The sequence below is a fragment of the Janthinobacterium sp. SUN211 genome (assembly GCF_030587315.1).
GTDB classification, from domain to species: domain Bacteria; phylum Pseudomonadota; class Gammaproteobacteria; order Burkholderiales; family Burkholderiaceae_D; genus Janthinobacterium; species Janthinobacterium kumbetense.
The window spans coordinates 62,628-80,998 of sequence record NZ_JAPWIC010000003.1 but is presented as its reverse complement, the minus strand read 5'-3'; the positions used below and the strand labels follow the sequence as shown (position 1 = coordinate 80,998).

Annotated in this window: 15 protein-coding genes; 10 read left to right on the top strand and 5 right to left on the bottom strand. The window is 63.7% G+C overall.

Features of this window, described 5'->3' with window-relative positions:
- Positions 1-90 precede the first annotated feature (90 nt).
- Positions 91-2,961, bottom strand: a complete 2,871-nt coding sequence (locus O3301_RS11605) for an insulinase family protein (protein ID WP_305056436.1) — start codon at positions 2,959-2,961, stop codon at positions 91-93.
- A gap of 283 nt (positions 2,962-3,244) precedes the next feature.
- On the opposite strand from O3301_RS11605, the gene O3301_RS11600 reads away from it, so the two are divergent.
- From O3301_RS11600 to O3301_RS11580, 5 genes are all read left to right on the top strand, one after another.
- Positions 3,245-4,657 (top strand): ATP-binding protein, encoded by a 1,413-nt coding sequence (locus tag O3301_RS11600; protein WP_251349647.1) that lies wholly within the window; start codon positions 3,245-3,247, stop codon positions 4,655-4,657.
- Positions 4,654-5,196 carry a hypothetical protein gene (locus O3301_RS11595; RefSeq protein ID WP_305056435.1) on the top strand — a complete coding sequence of 181 codons (543 nt, stop codon included), beginning with the start codon at positions 4,654-4,656 and terminating at the stop codon, positions 5,194-5,196. The genes O3301_RS11600 and O3301_RS11595 overlap by 4 nt, the downstream gene beginning before the upstream one ends.
- Complete coding sequence (locus O3301_RS11590) at positions 5,193-6,560, top strand: sigma 54-interacting transcriptional regulator (RefSeq protein ID WP_289912607.1); 1,368 nt, start codon at positions 5,193-5,195, stop codon at positions 6,558-6,560. Before O3301_RS11595 ends, O3301_RS11590 begins: the two co-directional genes overlap by 4 nt.
- A 267-nt stretch (positions 6,561-6,827) precedes the next feature.
- A complete protein-coding gene (locus O3301_RS11585) occupies positions 6,828-7,190 on the top strand; it encodes a BON domain-containing protein (protein WP_034752546.1) in 363 nt (120 codons plus the stop codon).
- Between the two features lie 212 nt (positions 7,191-7,402).
- Positions 7,403-8,407 carry a bile acid:sodium symporter family protein gene (locus O3301_RS11580; protein ID WP_305056434.1) on the top strand — a complete coding sequence of 335 codons (1,005 nt, stop codon included), beginning with the start codon at positions 7,403-7,405 and terminating at the stop codon, positions 8,405-8,407.
- On the opposite strand, the gene O3301_RS11575 is transcribed toward O3301_RS11580, so the two are convergent.
- Positions 8,404-9,186, bottom strand: a complete 783-nt coding sequence (locus tag O3301_RS11575) for a sterol desaturase family protein (RefSeq protein WP_289899731.1) — start codon at positions 9,184-9,186, stop codon at positions 8,404-8,406. The two genes, O3301_RS11580 and O3301_RS11575, sit on opposite strands and share 4 nt — an antisense overlap.
- A 166-nt stretch (positions 9,187-9,352) precedes the next feature.
- On the opposite strand from O3301_RS11575, the gene modA reads away from it, so the two are divergent.
- From modA to O3301_RS11555, 4 genes are read left to right on the top strand one after another with little or no spacing between them, the layout of a single operon-like run.
- Positions 9,353-10,111 (top strand): molybdate ABC transporter substrate-binding protein, encoded by a 759-nt coding sequence (gene modA / locus O3301_RS11570; RefSeq protein WP_099665997.1) that lies wholly within the window; start codon positions 9,353-9,355, stop codon positions 10,109-10,111.
- A gap of 15 nt (positions 10,112-10,126) precedes the next feature.
- Positions 10,127-10,798 (top strand): molybdate ABC transporter permease subunit, encoded by a 672-nt coding sequence (gene modB / locus O3301_RS11565; RefSeq protein WP_099665998.1) that lies wholly within the window; start codon positions 10,127-10,129, stop codon positions 10,796-10,798.
- An 8-nt stretch (positions 10,799-10,806) separates the two neighbouring features.
- Positions 10,807-11,511, top strand: a complete 705-nt coding sequence (locus O3301_RS11560; RefSeq protein WP_257219068.1) for a sulfate/molybdate ABC transporter ATP-binding protein — start codon at positions 10,807-10,809, stop codon at positions 11,509-11,511.
- Between the two features lie 40 nt (positions 11,512-11,551).
- Positions 11,552-12,319 carry a TOBE domain-containing protein gene (locus O3301_RS11555; RefSeq protein ID WP_099665999.1) on the top strand — a complete coding sequence of 256 codons (768 nt, stop codon included), beginning with the start codon at positions 11,552-11,554 and terminating at the stop codon, positions 12,317-12,319.
- A 1-nt stretch (position 12,320) separates the two neighbouring features.
- On the opposite strand, the gene O3301_RS11550 is transcribed toward O3301_RS11555, so the two are convergent.
- Positions 12,321-15,395: a response regulator gene (locus O3301_RS11550; protein WP_305056433.1), complete on the bottom strand. Its 3,075-nt coding sequence runs from the start codon at positions 15,393-15,395 to the stop codon at positions 12,321-12,323.
- Positions 15,396-15,644: 249 nt separating this feature from the next.
- On the opposite strand from O3301_RS11550, the gene fnr reads away from it, so the two are divergent.
- Entirely contained in the window at positions 15,645-16,403 is a 759-nt protein-coding gene (fnr, locus tag O3301_RS11545; protein ID WP_034782711.1) for a fumarate/nitrate reduction transcriptional regulator Fnr, read from the top strand.
- A gap of 3 nt (positions 16,404-16,406) precedes the next feature.
- Here the strand turns inward: fnr and O3301_RS11540 are convergent, their stop codons facing one another.
- Positions 16,407-16,931: a FixH family protein gene (locus O3301_RS11540; RefSeq protein WP_251349655.1), complete on the bottom strand. Its 525-nt coding sequence runs from the start codon at positions 16,929-16,931 to the stop codon at positions 16,407-16,409.
- 55 nt (positions 16,932-16,986) lie between these two features.
- Entirely contained in the window at positions 16,987-18,369 is a 1,383-nt protein-coding gene (ccoG, locus tag O3301_RS11535) for a cytochrome c oxidase accessory protein CcoG (RefSeq protein WP_099666002.1), read from the bottom strand.
- Between the last annotated feature and the right edge of the window lie 2 nt (positions 18,370-18,371).

Sequence of the window (18,371 nt, the reverse complement as noted above, 5' to 3'; positions counted from 1 at the left end):
TTGCGCTTCTCGGCCACAAATCACTGCCGCTCGCTACGGTTTTGTCAGGCGTTGCAACAGCCAAGTCAAAACACTTGTTAAGCCCACGCCTTAGCTGGCCAGCGCCAGCAGATCGACCACGTCCAGGCCGGCCAGGTCTTGCGTCGTGTTGCCCGCAAACGCGGCGCGGCTCTGCTGGCCGTTTTTCAGCCAGGTGCGCGTGACTTCCTTGATCTGGCTCAGGGTGCAGGTCAATACGCCCGTGCGGAATTGCTGGCGCACGGCTTCCGTCGTGCCGCGCTGCTGCATGTTCCACGCCGTCAGCGCTTCCGCGTACGGCGAATGGGGCTTGTCGAGGCCCTTGATGACGCAGATGATGGCCTCTTCCACTTGTTCCTGCGAGAAATCGCCGTCGAGGATTTGATCCAGGGTCGTGCCGAAGTCGGCGTACGTGCCGGCCAGGCGCGGATCGCGGTAGGAACTGAGGGTAAACGTGCCGGCGCCGGCCGCATAGCTGGCGCTGCCGCCATACGCGCCGCCTTTTTCGCGCAGGGCCGTATGCAGCACCTGGTTGGTCATCAGTTCGGCGGCGACGGCCAGGGCAGACGCGTCCGGATTGTGTACGCCAGGCACGGCCCAGGACACGAAGCAATGGTTGATCTGGCTCGTCGCATGCAGGGCCGTGTTGGCCAGCGGCAAGGCTGCCGGCGCTGGCGTTTCCGTCGCTACGGCGGCATCCGTGTTGGCTGCCGGCAATTCCAGCAAGCGGGCCAGGGTGATGCCATCCTGCTCCAGGCCGGCGCACAGCACGGTCGGCTGCTGGGCGATGATGTGCGCGTGCAGGGTGTCGAGCTCGCGCGCGATTTCCTGCAAGCCTTCGGAGGTCTTGCTCAGCTGCTGCAAACGGCGGTAGAACGGCAAGGCCGCCGGGCCGCCGACGATGTCGTCGAAGCGGCGCGTGGGCGACAGCGGTGCCGCCGCGGCCAGCATGGCGTAGCGGTTGCCCGATTCGGACAGGCTGCTCAATTTGTCTTGCACCAGGCTTTCGATCAGGAAAGCCAGGCGCTCTTCTTCATCGAAGCGGGGCTTGGCGATCCAGGCCGACAGCACGGCGGCGATCGCCGCGTGTTCTTCGCGCAAGCCGCTGGCCGAGAACGACAATTCCACGCGCATCGCCTGTTGCGGGCGGGGAATGGCTTCCAGGCCGATGTGGAACGATGGCACCATGCTCTGGCGCCAGGCGCTGGCGTCGTCGAACGACATGTCGCCCACGCCCAGTTCCGGCGCCAGGTCCGTGTACAGACGCATCCAGGGCCACGACGCTTCCGGCAAGCCCGACACGTCGTACAGCACGTTGGCATAGCTGATGCCATTCGAGGCAATGCTGAACGCCACGGCGCCGTCGACGGCGGCAGGAATCGGCAGTGCCGGACGCGGCAGCGCGCTGACGTCGCCGGGGCGGATGCGCGGCAAGACTTCCGAATTCGACGGCAGTTGCTGATGCGCTTCCAGCGCGGCGGACTCGGCGATGATGTGCTCGCGCTCGGCGTCCGTCAGCTTCGCTTGCAGGGCCGCCAGCGTGGCGTCTTCCTGCGCGGCGCGGTCCGTGAAGTAGGCGCTGTCGGGCACCACGTGCGTGGTCAGACGGGTTGGATTGGCGATCAGCTCGCGCACCAGCTGCTTGAAGAATTCCGGGTCTTCGATCTGCTGTTCCAGGGTTTCCAGGATGTCCGCATTGTCGAAGGCATCCATGACGTTGCCGTCATACATGGCCAGCGGCAAGGCGTGCAGCAGGCGGCCCAGGCCGTAAGGCATGCGGCCGCTGCTGATTTCGCGCTGGCTGTATTTGATATCGCGCAAGGCCGCGTGCAGCACGGCGGCGGGAATGCCCTCTTGCGCCGTCTCTTCCAGGGCCGTCCAGATGCGCTGGTGCGCATCGGCGATCTGTTCCTGCGTCAAGCCTTCCATGCCGATGTGGAACACCATCTGGCGGATGCCCGCGTCGCGGCCGTTCATGTCCGACGGGCGGCCATAGCCGGCCGATTCCATGGCGCGCATGACGGGCGCCGACGATTCGCCCAGCAAGCCGTGCGACAGCAAATGCGCGTGGTAGTAGGCGATGGGATCGCTCGACTCGCCCATCAGCCAGGCGAATTGCAGGCCGAATTCATCGTCGCGCGCTTCCTGCGATGGAATTTTCACCACGTTTTCCTGCGGCGCCGTCCACGCGGGCGCCAGTTGCGGCAGGCGGCGCGGGCTGAAGCCGCTGAGCTTGGACAGCACGCGTTCGGCCACCTGCTCTTGCACGGCCGACGCTTCGATATTGCCGGCGGTCATGATCACGGCTTGCGAAGGGTGATAGTGGCTGGCGTGGAATTCCTTCAGCATGGCATGCGTCAGTTCGGGGATCACCAGCGGATCGCCGCCCGATTCCACTTCATATGTCGTGCCCTTGAGCAAGGCGCTGGCGATGCCGCTGTCGAGTGCGCGCATGGGGCTGTTGAAGGCGCCCTTCATTTCATTGAAGACGATGCCCTGGTACACCAGCTTGTCGCCTTCGAACGCGTGGCGCCAGCCTTCCTGGCGGAAATTCAGGTAATCGAGATTCGGGAAGAAAGCCGCGTCCAGGTAGACGTCAAGCAGGTTGAAGAAATCCTTGCGGTCGGTGCTGGCGAACGGGTACACGGTGCGGTCCGGGTAGGTCATCGCATTCATGAAGGTGGCCGTCGAGCGGCGCAGCATCGAGAAGAAGGGGTCGCGCACCGGGTAGCGGGCCGAGCCGCACAAGGCCAGGTGCTCGAGGATGTGGGCGCGCCCGTCGCTCACTTCCGGCACAGTGGGAAAGGCCACCAGGAACACCATCTCAGCCTGCTCGGTATGCATGTGGATATGGCGCATGCCCGTTGCTGGCTCAACATATTGCTCGATGGTTGCCTGCAAGACTGGAATGAAGTTGCTGCTGACTTTTTCAAATGTGCTCATGCGGTATGGGATCTCTGCGGTAGGTGATTCGGAGTGTCGGTGGGGCTGCATCACATGTGGGGGCAAAGTGGCGTAATGCCAGGGCCGGGGCCACTTTGATGCCTGTATGGAGTTTTTCCCTATTGTACTAGGAGTATCTGCGCGCCGCCGCCGTGGCTTGCTTGCCGATCGCAAAAGCAATAACATTGTCAGATAGGCTATTTTTTGACAGGTGGCGCCCCGCGATGAACGCTTAGCGTACCATGCGCCTTTTGCACTCCAGACTGAACCGAAGGCGCCCACCTTGTCCCGACTTTCATTTCGCCAACTGCTATTTGCCGCCTTCATTTTGACGACGGGCATTTTGACGGCCACCTCCGTGCAAGCCCTGCTGACCCTGGAACACCTGGCGCGGCTGGGGCGCGAGACGGCGGCGCAGGCGATTGCCTTGACGGAACAGTCGCAGCGCCTGTCCGAGCGCACGCTGGCCATGGAGCGCAGCGCACGGCAATTCCTCGTGCTCGACGATCCCGTCTTCCGCGAGCGCTACGCGGCGGCCCGCGACGAAGCGACGGCGGCGCTGCAAGTGCTGAACCGGGCCACGCCCGAGTTCGCCCCGCAACTGGCCGACGAATGGACGGTGCAGGCGCAAGCGGCGTGGGAAGTCTTGCAAGCGGGTAAGCGCCGCAAGCGCGATGGCCACGCCGTCGTGTACCGCGCATTTGCCCGCATGACGCAGATCAATGACAGCCTGGCGCGCGAAAGCAAGACGGAAATCGGCAGCCGCAACGACGCCCTGCTGGCCGAGCTGGAACGCCAGCGCCGCCTGCTGGGCGTGCTGGTGGGCGGCGCCGTGCTGCTGGCGGCCGTGCTGGCCACCTGCTTCGGCTTTCTGTTGTCGCGCCCGCTGCGCCGCATCGAGACGGCCATCGAGCGCCTGGGCGACAAGCGCTATGACCAGCCCATCGTCGTCGGCGGCCCGGCCGACACGCGCCGCCTGGGCCAGCAGCTCGACTGGCTGCGCCAGCGCCTGGCCGATCTCGATGCCGACAAGGAACGTTTTTTGCGCCACATCTCGCATGAGCTGAAAACCCCGCTGGCGGCCCTGCGCGAAGGCGTGGCCTTGCTGGAAGACGAGGTGGCGGGCAAGCTCAGCGACGGCCAGCGCGAAATCGCCGGCATCCTGCAGCAAAACACGGCGTCCCTGCAAACCCAGATCGAAGACTTGCTGCGCTACAATACCGCCGCTTTTGACGCCCAGCATTTGGCGCGCAGCAAGGTGGACTTGCTGGTCTTGCTGCAAGATGTGGTGGCCGGGCAGCGCCTGCAATGGCTGGCGCGCCGTTTGACGGTCGAGGTGCAGGGCGCGTCGCTGATCGTGCAGGCCGACCGCGACAAGCTGGCCACGGCCCTGGCGAACCTGCTGTCGAATGCCGTGCGTTTCAGCCCGGAAGGCGGCACCGTGCGTTTCACCCTGTCTGGCGAAGGTGGCCGCGTGCGCATCGATTGCACCGACGAAGGCGCCGGCGTGGCGCCCGAGGATGCCGCGCGCATCTTCGAGCCGTTTTACCAGGGCGTGCGCCAGGCGGCCGGCGCGCGCAACGGCAATGGCATCGGCCTGTCCATCGTGCGCGAATATATCGCCGCCCACGATGGCAGCGTCACTCTTTTACCGCGCCCCGCCGGCGCGCATTTTCGGATAGAACTGCCCTTATGATGACGAGAATTCCCCTGGCCGGCATGGCCGCCTGCGCGCTGCTATTGGGCGCTTGCGCCGCCAAGCCCCCCACCCAGACGCCCGTGCTGGTGCAGACGCCGCCGCGCGTGGTGGTGGTAGCCGATCCCCAGCTGGCGGAACTGCTGGCGTATCAAAGCGCCTTGCGCCTGATGACGCCGTCGGAACTGGTCAAAGCGCAGCTGGACCTGGCGAAGGCCGATCACGCGCCGCCCAACACCATCCGCCGCGCCATGCTGCAAGCGACGGTGCGCGGCACGGGCGACCTGGCCCGCGCGCAGGCGCTGCTCGAGCCGTTGCTGACGGCCACGGGCAAGGATGCGCAACTGCTGGCGCCGCTGGTGCAAATGCTCAGCAGCCAGTACGGGGAGCTGCGCCGCCAGGAAGACAGCATCGACAAGCTCAACACGCAGCTGCGCGACGCCCAGCGCCGCATCGACCAGCTCAATGAAAAGCTGGAAGCGCTGAAAAACATCGAACGCAGCCTGTCCGTGCGCCCCGCCGCGGGAGCGCCGAAATGAGCGAGCACGCCCACATCTTGCTGGTCGACGACGATCCCGATCTGTTGCGCCTGCTGACCATCCGCTTGAAGGCGGGCAACTATCGCGTGACGGCCGTGGGCAGTGCGGAAGCGGCGCTGGCGCGCCTGGCCGTGGAATTGCCCGCCCTGGTTATTACCGACGTGCAATTGCCGGGCCGCGACGGCCTGGCCCTGTTCGATGAAATCCGCCGCCAGCATGCGGCCCTGCCCGTCATTTTGCTGACAGCCCACGGCACCATTCCCGACGCCGTCGACGCGACGGCGCGCGGCGCGTTTGCCTACCTGACGAAACCGTTCGACGGCAAGCTGCTGATGGAAAAAGTGGCGTATGCCATCAACTTGTCTACCGTCATGCCGACGCCCGCGTCCGGCGACGAGAGTTGGCGTGCCGAGCTGATCAGCCGCAGCGCGCAGATGGCCGAGCTGCTGGCCGAAGCCAAGCTGGTGGCCGGGTCCGACGCCAGCATCCTGATCCGCGGCCCCAGCGGCACGGGCAAGGAATTGCTGGCACGCGCGCTGCACAACGCCAGCCGCCGCGCCAAGGCGCCGTTTATCGCCGTCAACTGCGGCGCCATTCCCGAGCAGCTGCTGGAATCGGAACTGTTCGGTCACGTCAAAGGCTCGTTTACGGGCGCCGTGGGCAACCGCGAAGGCTTGTTCCAGGCGGCCGATGGCGGCACCCTGTTCCTGGACGAGATCGGTGACATGCCGCTGCCGCTGCAGGTGAAATTGCTGCGCGTGCTGCAGGAGCGGGCCGTGCGCCCCGTGGGCGCCGACCAGACGCGTCCGGTGGACGTGCGGCTGTTGTCCGCCACGCACCGCGACCTGGACGTGGCGATGGCCGAGGGGCAATTCCGCGAAGACTTGTATTACCGGCTCAATGTCGTGACCTTGACCCTGCCGCCGCTGGCCGAGCGCCGCGAAGACATCGCCTTGCTGGCGAATCATTTCCTGCAGAAGCTGGCGGCCAAGTATGAGAAACCCCTGAACGGCTTCGCGCCCGACGCCTTGACTGCCCTGGTGGCGGCGCCTTGGCCCGGCAATGTGCGCCAGCTGGTCAATGTCGTCGAGCAAGTGTGCGCGCTGGCCACGGCGCCGCTGGTGCCCTTGTCCCTGGTGCAGCGGGCCTTGCGCGTGCCGTCGCTGGAAGCGCTCAGCTACAACGAAGCGAAGCAGCGCTTCGAGCGCGACTACCTGATCCAGCTGTTGCGCCTGACGGACGGCAACGTGGCTGACGCGGCCCGCCTGGCCGACCGCAACCGCACGGAGTTCTACCGTTTATTGCAGAAATACGAGCTGACGCCGGCCCTGTTCCGCGGCGAAGGCGACCCTGTCGCTGAATAGCGACAAAAATAAAGTATTAATAATCAACGACTTATTGTAAAACATTGATATTGTTGCCACAGGCTGTCGCTGTCAGGCGACAAAAAGCCCGGATTTTCGGCCCGGAACGCCGCGAAACGGGCAGGAAAAATCGAGTCTAAAGCTAAGTCCTTGATTTTGAATGGAAATTAAAAGCTGGCACGGTGCTTGCTGTATGGGTAGATGTGACGCTTCAAAGTGTTGCTTTATCCAAGTAAGAAGCTTTTAACTTCATTGAGAGGAACTACCATGCAAACATCGAAACTGTTCAATACCCTGGTTGCCGCTATCGTACTGTCGGGCGCCTCGATCACCGCTTCGCATGCCGCTGACTCCGCACCAAAAGCACAAGCTCCTGCTGACACCGTCGTGGCCGCCAACGCCGCCGCTGCCGTCCCTGATGAAACCATCACTTCCTCGGCCAAGGCCGCCCTGAGCGCCGATGCGCAAGCCGCTGCCCTGCCCGTCAAGGTAGCAACCCAGCAAGGTGTGGTCGTCCTGTCGGGCGACGTGCCGAGCGCCGAAGCGGGTGACCGCGTCGTGCAGATCGTCGCTTCCGTGAGCGGCGTGAAAGAAATCAAGAACGAGCTGAAAGTCAAAGCCGCCGGCTAAGCCCTCGCGCTGTACTTTACTCCGGGTTGCCCTGTCTGCGGACAGGGCATTTTTTTGTCCGCACGGTTTGACCCGGCCAGCCATGCCGATGCCGCCAGGCAAGGAGCCGGGAAATACAAGTAGAATAGCCAGCACTGGCGCCGCTCCCGGCGCTGTTTGTCATCTCCGGCACAGCATTCTGTTGCAAGGCTGCGCCGTTACCAGGCTACCGCATGTCTTCTTTTTCTCCCGCTGCCCTGTTGCGCAATCTGAAACCCGATAACTTCACCATCGCCCTGCTCGTCACCGTGGCGCTGGCCACGTTTCTGCCCTGCACGGGCCAGACGGCCGTGGTCTTCGGCAATATCACCACCGTCGCCATCGGCGCCCTGTTCTTCCTGCACGGCGCCAAGCTGTCGCGCGAAGCCGTGGTGGCAGGCGCCATGCACTGGCGCCTGCACTTGCTGGTGCTGGCCAGCACCTTTGTCCTGTTTCCTCTGCTGGGCCTGGCATTGCGCCCGCTGGCGCTGACCTTCCTGACGCCTGACCTGTACATGGGCATCTTGTTCCTGTGCGCCTTGCCGTCCACCGTGCAGTCTTCCATTGCCATGACCGCCATGGCGCGCGGCAACGTGCCGGCCGCCATCTGCAGCGCTTCGGCCTCGAACTTCATCGGCATTTTCCTCGCCCCCATCCTGGTGGGCTTGCTGGTGGCCAAGGGCGCGGAAAGCAAGTCGTCGGTGGACGCCGTGCTGTCCATCGTCCTGCAACTGCTGCTGCCCTTCCTGGCCGGCCAGTTCCTGCGCCGCTGGATCGGCCGCTGGGTCGACCGCCACAAGGCCACCCTGAAGTACGTCGACCAGGGTTCGATCTTGCTGGTGGTCTATACGGCCTTCAGCGAAGCCGTCAGCGAAGGCCTGTGGTATACGATTTCGGTGGAAACGCTGGTGGCCCTGGGCCTGATCAGCCTGCTGCTGCTGGCGCTGGTGCTGGGTATTTCGACCTTTGTCAGCCGCCGCCTGGGTTTCAACAAGGAAGATGAAATCGCCATCGTCTTTTGCGCCTCGAAGAAAAGCCTGGCCAGCGGCGTGCCCATGGCCAAGGTGCTGTTTTCCACGCGTTCGCTGGGCATGGTGATCTTGCCGCTGATGCTGTTCCACCAGATTCAGCTGATGATTTGCGCCGTGATCGCGCAAAAGTATGCGCGGCGCGACGAGGCGGCGGCGGTGCGCGTCTAGGGGATGGACGGGGCCTTGCTGCGCACTGGCCACGTCAGCGCATCGAGCAAGGTGCCCGGCGCCTTGCCCGTGTCCAGGCCCGTCGGGGGATATTCTCCCGCGCGGGGAATATGGTGGGTGCCGAACAGCCAGTCGAAGACGGGGAACAGCCCCGCGAAATTGCAGTTGAAATGCTCGGCTTGCACCGAGTGATGAACGCGATGGTACTGCGGTGAATTGCACAGCATCCAGTAACGGCCAAAGCCGACCCGGACATTCATGTGCGGGAAAACATGATACAAGCTCAGTATCCCGTACATTCCCAGAATCACCATATTGGTCTTGAATAAGATCCCCGCCAGCAGATAGATACTGAGTGCCTTGATGCCCGCTTCGGCCCAATAGTGCCGCGTCGTTGTGCTGGCATTCATGGCCGTATCGCTGTGATGGAAGGAATGCATGGCCCACATGGCAGGTACGCGGTGTTGCACGCGATGAAAGACGTATTCCAGAAAATCCATGGTCAGGGCATACGCGAGGAAGGCCGGCGCCAGCATCCAGCCTGAAGAGGCTAGATTGATGAGCCCGCCGCCAGCCGCATTGACAAGCTGTACCGTGACGATGGCCGTGAGCGGGGCCAGCATGGCGCCGCTGGCGGCATAGATGAGCATATACGCAAGATTGAAGCGCGACGCCCCCGAAGGCTGTTGCTGCAGGGGATGCCGCCTCTCGATGAGCAATGCCAGAAGAATGACCGCCAGGAGCATCAGGGGGCCAAGCAGTAGCGCTGCGTATCCCATCGTTTACCCCTGGAAAGTAGTGGATAGTTGTCTCTTGTTAAAAATAGTCCGCCCATTCCCGCCTGTCAATGTCATTGGCATTGCCTTGACCCATGCAATGGCAGAACGCTATATATAAGTGTATATTACGCTCCTTGTTCACCGTTCACTTTACAAGGATACGATCATGCGCCTCACCTCCCTCGCCCGCCTGCTTGGCACCGCCCTGCTGGCCACCGCCGCCACCTCCGCCCTTGCCGGTGAAGTGGTGGTGTCGGCCGCGGCCAGCCTGACGAATGCGTTCAAGGATGCGGCGCAGAGCTACGAGGCGCAGTATCCGGGCAGCAAGGTGTCCCTGAACTTCGCCGCCTCGGGCGTGCTGCTGCAACAGATCGTCAAGGGCGCGCCCGTGGACGTGTTTGCCTCGGCGGACCAGGAAACCATGGATGCGGCGCAAAAGCAGGGCTTCGTCCTGCCGGCCGACCGCATGGATTTCGTCGGCAACAGCCTGGTGCTGATCGTGCCGCACGATAGCAAGCTGGGCATCAAGAACTTGAGCGACCTGACGCACAAGAGCGTGACCCGCGTGGCCATCGCCAATCCGGCCAGCGTGCCCGTCGGCCGTTACTCCGAAGGCGCGCTGAAGAAGGCGAAGCTGTGGGACGCCGTGCAGCCCAAGGCCATCGGCACGCAGAACGTGCGCCAGTCGCTCGACTACGTGGCGCGCGGCGAAGTCGATGCGGGCTTTGTCTATGCCACCGACGCGGCCATCATGAAAGACAAGGTGAACGTGGTGCTGGACGTGCCATTGGACGCGCCCGTGCTGTACCCGATCGCCACCATCAAGGACAGCGCCAACCAGGCTGAAGCGAAGCGCTTCGTCAGCTACCTGCAGACGGCGCCGGCGCAAGCCATCCTCGCCAAGTACGGTTTCAAGAAGCCATAAGGTAAACGGACGCGCATGGATATCGCCTGGACCGCGCTGGCCCTGTCGCTCAAGGTGGCGGCGTGGGCCACGGCGCTCAATTTGCTGCTCGGCATCGGTACGGGCTATGTGCTGGCGCGCACGCGTTTTCCCGGGCGCGAGCTGCTCGACGCCCTCATGACCCTGCCGATGGTGATGCCGCCCACCGTGCTCGGCTATTACCTGCTGGTGCTGCTGGGCCGGCGCGGCACGATGGGCATCTGGCTGCAGGATAACTTCGGCATCAACCTCATCTTTACGTGGCAGGGCGCCGTGATCGCCTCCACGGTGGTCGCCTTTCCCCTCGTCTTCAAGCCCGCGCGCGCCGCCTTCGAAGCGGTCGACGGCCAGCTGGAGCAGGCGGCCCGCGTGCTGGGCATCTCGGAAATGGCGATCTTTTTCCGCGTGACCTTGCCGCTGGCCTGGCGCGGCATCCTCGCCGGCGTGCTGCTGGGCTTCGTGCGCGCGCTGGGCGAGTTCGGTGCCACCCTGATGGTGGCCGGCAGCATCCCCGGCAAGACGCAGACCCTGTCGGTGGCCGTGTTTGAAGCCGTGCAGGCGGGCCAGGATGAGGTGGCCAATACGCTGGTGCTGATTATCTCCCTGGTCTGCATCGTGGTGCTGCTGTCGGCGGGCCGCCTGGCGCCCGGACGCATCGCGCACAAATGACGCAGATGATGACGCCTATGCAACTCGACCTCGACCTCCGCGCCACCTTGCGCTCCGGCAAACGCCGCTTCGACCTGCAGGTGCAATGCACCTCCAGCAGCCAGCGCATCGCCATGTATGGCCCGTCCGGCGCCGGCAAGAGCATGACCCTGAAAGCCATTGCCGGCCTCTTCACGCCTGAGGCGGGCCATATCCGCCTGAACGGGCGCACCCTGTTCGATTCCGCCGCCGGCATCAATTTGCCGCCGCAGCAGCGCAATGTCGCCTATCTGTTCCAGGATTACGCGCTGTTCCCGCACCTGACGGTGCGCCAGAACGTGGGCTTTGGCCTGCGCCGCGGCTGGTTCAATCCGCGCGCGCGCGAAAAATTGCAGAAGGTCGAGCATTGGCTCGACGCCTTCCACCTGCAGGAACTGGCGCACCAGTTTCCCGACGAGTTGTCCGGTGGCCAGCGCCAAAGGGTGGCGCTGGCGAGGGCACTCGTGGCCGAACCGGCCGCGCTGCTGCTCGACGAGCCGTTTGCCGCCCTCGATCCGGCCCTGCGTGTCAAAATGCGCCTGGAGTTGAGCCAGTGGCAGCAGCGCCTGGACGTGCCCATGATCCTGATCACACATGATCCGGAAGATGCGCGCATTCTGGGTGAACATGTGCTTTACTTGCGTGACGGACAAATTGACAGCATGGAAGAGACATTGGGTGAACGCATTGGATAAATCAGCGGCAGCGGAAATCGGCCTGCAAGGCTCGGTATGGATGACGGTGGGCGGAGAAAACCTGGGCGGCGCCGGCCGGGTGGAATTGCTGGGCGCCATCGCCGAGTGCGGCTCCATCACGCAGGCGGCCAAGCTTGTGAAGATGAGCTACAAGGCGGCCTGGGACGCCATCGACGCCATGAACAACCTGGCCGGCGAACCGCTGGTCGAGCGCTTGACGGGCGGCAAGGGCGGCGGCGGCACGCGGCTGACGCCAAGGGGGCGCCAGCTGGTCGACAATTTCCGTATCATCGAGCGCGAGCATGCCCGCTACCTGCGCCAGCTGGGCAGCCAGGCGGAAGGCATCGCCGACGATCTTTTACTCATACGGAGAATGGCCATGAAAACCACGGCACGCAATCAATTCCTGGGCAAGGTGACCGAACTGAAACAGGGCGCCGTCAACGATGAAGTCACCCTGGAATTGCCCGGTGGCCAGCACATCGTGGCCATCGTCACGCAGGGCAGCAGCGCGAGCCTGGGCCTGGTGCCGGGTGCGGAAGCGTTTGCGCTGATCAAGGCGTCGTCCATCATCCTCGTGACGGACAGCCAGGGCGCGCGCTTTTCCGCGCGCAACCAGCTGGCCGGGGTCGTGACGCGCGTGCAGACGGGCGCCGTCAATACGGAAGTGGTGCTGGACTTGCCGCGCGGCGGCACGATTGCCGCCATCATCACCAACCAGAGCAGCACCGACCTGGGCATCGAGCTTGGCAGCAACGTGACGGCCATCTTCAAGGCGTCCAGCGTGATTCTGGGCGTGCCCGCCTGATTTAATCCTGCAGGCGCGACAACCAATCCGCCGCCGCCGCCAGCGCCTGTTCCAGTTCCTGCGCCGTGTGCGCCAGCAGCGCCGGCACCTCGTCCAGGCGGCCCGCATCGATGGCTTCCTCGGTGGCGAACGCGGCGCGGATCAGGCGTTTCGTGCCCAGGGTGCCGACGGAGCCGCGCACGCTGTGCAGGATGCGTGCCACGTCGCTGTGGCGGCCCGCCTGCAACGCCGTTTCGGCCTCGTGCACGGGCGTCATGCCCTTGTTCAGCGCGTCTTCCACCATGCGCCGCAGCACGCCGCGCCCCTTCGCATCGCGTCCCATCACGCGCATCAGCGGCGCCATGGAAAACACTTCCTCATCGGCGACGTGTGCGGGCTCGGCCGTCTGCACTTGCGGGCGCTTGGGCAGGTGGCGCAGGATGACTTCCATCATTTCTTCCACCACCACGGGCTTGGCGATGAAATCGCTGATGCCGGCCGTCATGCAGCGCTCGCGCTCGGACGCCAGCACGCCCGCCGTCATGGCGATCACGGGCAGGTGCAAGCGCAGTTCCGTGCGGATGATGTGGGTGGCGCTGAAACCGTCCATGACGGGCATCTGCATGTCCATCAGCACGATGTCGTAGCGCAGCGCTTCCGTGCGCAGCCGTTCCACGGCTTGCAAGCCGTCGCCCACCACGTCCAGGGTGGCACCCATGTGTTCGAGGATGCCGCGCGCCACGGCCTGGTTCAGGTGGTTGTCTTCCACCAGCAGGAAGTGCACGCCGGCCAGTTCCGTGCCCAGCGGCTGGTGCAGCATGCGTTGCTCGCCGCCGTCGTCCTTGGCGATCAGCGCCTGGTGCAGGGCGTCGAACAGGCTCGAGCCCGTGATCGGCTTCATCAGCACGACGTCGGCCTCGGCCGCGCTGGAGATTTCTTCCAGGTGGTTGCGGGCGAAGGCGTTGACCATCACCACGATGGGCTGGCGCTGGCCGCTGGCCGCCTGGCGGATGGCCTTGGCCGTGGCCAGGCCATCCATGACGGGCATGTGCCAGTCGGCCAGCACCACGTCGTACGGTTGCTGCTGCGCCAGGCGTTCGCGGTACAGCTCGATGGCGGCAAAGCCGGAGTCCACTTCGTCGGCCAGCCAGCCCCATGCCTCGATCAGCTTGACGATCAGTTCGCGCGTGGTGCGGTTGTCGTCGGCCACCAGCAGGCGCAGCTGGCCCAGCGCCGGCGTGCGCCGCGTTTCGGCCGGCTGCGCCAGCATTTCGAAGGGCACGCTGAACCAGAAGCGGCTGCCCTTGCCTTCGCTGCTGGCGACGGCGATGTCGCCGCCCATCATGTGGATCAGCTGCTTGCTGATGGCCAGGCCCAGGCCCGTGCCGCCGAAGCGCCGCGTGATGCTCTGGTCGCCCTGGGAAAACGCGGCAAACAGCTGCTGTTGCTGCAGTTCCGTCATGCCGATGCCCGTGTCGCGCACTTCGAAGCGCAGCCAGGCGCGGCCGCTCTCGCTCTCGGCCAGGCTGACGGCCACCACCACTTCGCCGCTTTCCGTGAACTTGATGGCGTTGCCGGCCAGGTTGACGAGGATTTGCTGCAGGCGCTGGGCGTCGCCCACGAGGCGCCGCGGCACGTCGGGCTCGACGGCGATGGCCAGTTCCAGCTCCTTTTCGCCCGCATTCATCGTCATCGTCGTGGCCAGGGTATTCATGACTTCGTCGAGGTCGAATTCGACGGGCGACAACTCCATGCGCCGCGCCTCGATCTTCGAATAGTCGAGCACGTCATTGAGGATGCCCAGCAGCGACTGGCCCGCCACTCTGACCATGGTCAGATACTTGCGCTGTTCCGTGTCGAGCCTGGTATTGCCCAGCAAATACACCATGCCCAGCACGGCATTGAGGGGCGTGCGGATTTCATGGCTCATGTTGGCCACGAAATCGCTCTTCGCGCGGTTGGCCGCCTCGGCCCGGTCGCGTTCCTGTTCCAGCTCCGCCGCGCGCGATTCGAGTTCCTGCTGCAGGCGGTCGCGTTCGCTCATCAGGCCGTTGAACGCTTCCGTCAGTTCGCCGATCTCGTCGCGCTGCTGCACCGGCACGGGCGTGAAGCGGCTGCCGCTGGTGCGCAGGGCTTGCAGGGTGTCGCGCAGGCGCACCAGCGGCGACAGCAGGCGCACGGTGACCCAGCCCAGCACGAAGGCGGCCAGCAGCGAGGCGAGGATGCTCCACAGCACCAATCGGTACAGCACGCCATCGAACGGTTCGAAGGCATCCTCGACGGGGAGCGAGGCGGCCAGCAGCCAGTTCACGGATTTCAGGCGCTTGAAGCTGTTGACGGCCGTGATGCCGCGGCTGTTGGTGCTGACCATGCTGCCTTCGCCATCTTCCTTCAGCAGCTGGGTCGTCGTCAGGTTGGCGTTCGGCTTGCGCGGTTGCAGCAAGCGGCTGGTATCGGGGTGCAGCACGTAGCGCGGCACGGCGCCGCGCGTGAGAATGAAGTAATAGCCGTTCTTGCCGATCTTTTCCGAGCGCAGGCGGCCCAGCAGGTTGTCCTTGTACAGGCGCAGCACGCCGATCACCACGCCGGCCACCTGGCCATCGGCGGCCAGCACGGGCGCCACCATCTGCACGATGGGCATGCCGCTCGACTTGCCCAGCATCGGTTCGGTGATCATGGGCTGGCGCGTGCGCAGGACGGTCTGGAAATACTCGCGCTCGGCGACGTTGATGCCGGCACGCCCCGCTACCTCCGGCATGTCGGCCACGACGGCGCCATGCGCGTCGAGCACCAGCACGTCATCGAACAGCACCAGCATCGAGCGGCGCGAATAGTATTCGCGCAATTGGGCGGGCCGGGCGATCAATTCCGGCGGCTGCTGTCGGGCCGTCAGGGTGACGATCTGCAGCAGCATGCCCAGCTTGTCGTCGAGCTCGGCAGCGGTGCGGGTGATCAGGGACGATTGCTGGCTCAGCAGTACTCGGGTGAAGTCGTCGCGCATGTGCTGCACCTGGATCATGGTGACCAGCGCGATCATGGCGATCGAGGTCAGGCTGGTGGCCAGCGCGACTTTTGCTTTAATGCCGAGAGGCTTCATGATTTCCTTTTCAGTACCGGGCGGCACAGGCGGCAGATAATGCTGTCAGGAATTTTCCTATCAATGCCCCAGCTTGGCAAGCGCCGCCGCGCAAATTGCCCGCCCCGTACGGGCTTTTGACGATGTTGCCATATAATTAAAGGCTGGACGTCGTTTATTCGCCGAATTTACGGTGAAATTGGTATACGGCAACCCTGTATGCGGCTGTATGCAGTAAACTTGTTGTTGCATTTTCTAAAAGGTACCGACATGACTGAAGCGCTACTCACTCCAACCTTGCCCACCGTGAACGTGGAGGCGTTGCGTGCGCGATGCTCGACCTGCAGCATGCATCAATTGTGCCTGCCGATGGGCCTCGATGTGGGCGACATGGACAGGCTGGACCAGATCATAGGCCGCCGCCGCAAGATTGTGCGCGGCGCCTCGCTGTTCCGCATCGGCGACTCGTTCCAGAACCTGTATGCGATCCGCCTGGGGCATTTCAAGACGTACCAGATCAATCCGGGCGGCGAAGAGCAGGTGACGGGCTTCCAGATGGCGGGCGAACTGCTGGGCATGGACGCCATCAGCGCCGACCGCCACCACTGTAATGCGGTGGCGCTGGAAGACAGCGAAGTGTGTGAAATCCCGTTTTCCAGCCTGGAACAATTGCTGGGCAATATGCCGACCCTGCTGCGCCATTTCCACCGCATGATGAGCCAGGAAATCACGCGCGAGCAAAGCGTCATGCTGTTGCTGGGCAATATGCAGGCGACGCAGCGCTTTGCCGCCTTCATCGTCAACCTGGCGTCGCGCTATGAAGCGCGCGGCTATTCGGGCAGCAATTTCCAGCTGCGCATGTCGCGCGAGGAAATCGGCAACTACCTGGGCCTGACCATCGAGAGCGTCAGCCGCCTGCTGTCGAAGTTCAAGAAGGAAGGCTGGCTGCGTGTCTCCAACCGGGAAATTGAAATCCTGCAGCCGGCGAAACTGAAGGCGATTACGGCCGGCACGGACGTCTGCAAATAAGACTTACAGTTCCTCGTCCGCATGCAGCGCGATGCTGCGCTGCAGCGGCCAGGTCCAGATGCCGGACAGGCGCCACTCGCGTTTGTCGTTTTCCACCAGCACTTGCCAGCGGCTGCGCTCGAGCATCGGCAGCGCCACGGAAAAATTGCCGGCCGCATCGGGCTGTACCAGCACCTTGATATCCTTTTCCGGCAGGGTCGCATGCGCTAGGTGCAGCTGCAAAGGCGCCTGATAGGCCTTGCCGAAGCTGTGCACGGAACCGGTCAGGCGCGCTTGCGCCACGTCATACGACAGGCGCGTATCCATCGCCAGGTCGCTGGCGATCGTGTCGCGCTTCAAATCCTGGTTGATCGCCTTGCCCTGCTTGTAATAATCGCCCACCACCAGCGCATCGGGCTGCGTAAACGCGATATAGCCCATGAAGCTGCCGACGACCACGGACAGGCCGGGGCCGATCATCAGCAGCCATGGCCAGCGATGCTTGTACCACGGTGCAACGGGTGCTTGCAGTTTCAGACTGTCGGACATGGTATTTCTCCTGTGTAAACGGCCAATCCCCATGCGGGGACTGGCCTTCCTGCTATTACCGCGGCACGATGAATACCGCGCTTTCACGCACATGCAGCGATGGGTCGTCCAGCGATTGCAATTCGATCGCAATCTTGTTCGAGCCCTTCTCTCCCACGCCGTGCGGCACGCGCAGGCGGATCGGCCAACCCAGCGTTTCCGTCGGCTGCAAGGTCACTTCTTCGCGCGTCAGCAAGGTCAGGCCCGGCAAGCCGGAAGCGCTGATTTTGAAATGCTGGCTTTGCTCCGATGTGTTCATGATCTGCAGGCGGTAGACGTTTTCGATCATGCCGTCTTCCACTTCGCGTCCCATGGAACCGCGGTCGCGGATCACGTCCATTTTCAGGGGCGTGCGCAGGGCCAGCGAAGTACACACGGCGATGATGATCAGGGCCAGGATGGAAGTGTAGATCAAGACGCGCGGGCGCATGGCGCGCTGGCGTATCTGCTTCGAATTGAAGTTGTTTTCCATCGCATGGTCGGTACTGTAGCGTACCAGTCCCCGTGGCCGGTCGACCTTGTCCATCACGCTGTTGCAGGCATCGACGCAAGCGGCGCAACCGATGCATTCATACTGCAGGCCGTTACGGATATCGATGCCGGTCGGACACACCTGCACGCACAGGGTACAGTCGATGCAATCGCCCAGCTTGTCGTTGTTGCCGGCCTTCTTGCTCATGGCGCCACGTGGTTCGCCGCGCTTGGCATCGTAGGTGATGATCAGGGTGTCCTGGTCGAACATGGCGCTCTGGAAGCGCGCGTAGGGGCACATGTATTTGCACACCTGCTCGCGCAGCCAGCCCGCGTTGCCGTAGGTTGCCAGACTGTAGAACAATACCCAGAACCATTCCCAGGGACCGAAGTTCAGCGTGGTCACCGACTGCGCCAGTTCCTTGATCGGCGTGAAGTAGCCGACAAAGGTAAAGCCCGTCCACAGGGCGATGGCGCCCCATACCAGGTGCTTGGCCGTCTTCTTGAACGCCTTGCGCACGGAGGGGCCCTGCTTGTCGAGGGCCATGCGCGCGCTGCGCGTGCCCTCGATGCGGCGTTCGACCCACAGGAAAATTTCCGTGTATACCGTTTGCGGGCAAGAGAACCCGCACCACACCCGCCCGGCAATGGCCGTGACGAGGAACAACAAATACGCACAGATGATCAGCAGGGCCGCCAGATAGATGAAATCCTGGGGCCACAGCACGACGCCGAAAATGTAGAACTTGCGCGTGGTCAAATCGAACAGCAGGGCTTGCCTGCCATTCCAGGTCAACCACGGCAAGCCGTAGAACGCGAGCTGGGTAAGCCATACGCATACCCATCGCCAGGTAGCGTAGCGTCCTTTGGCCTCGCGAGGGTAGATTTGCTCGCGGGCCGCATACATCTTGATGACTTGAGGTTCCATTT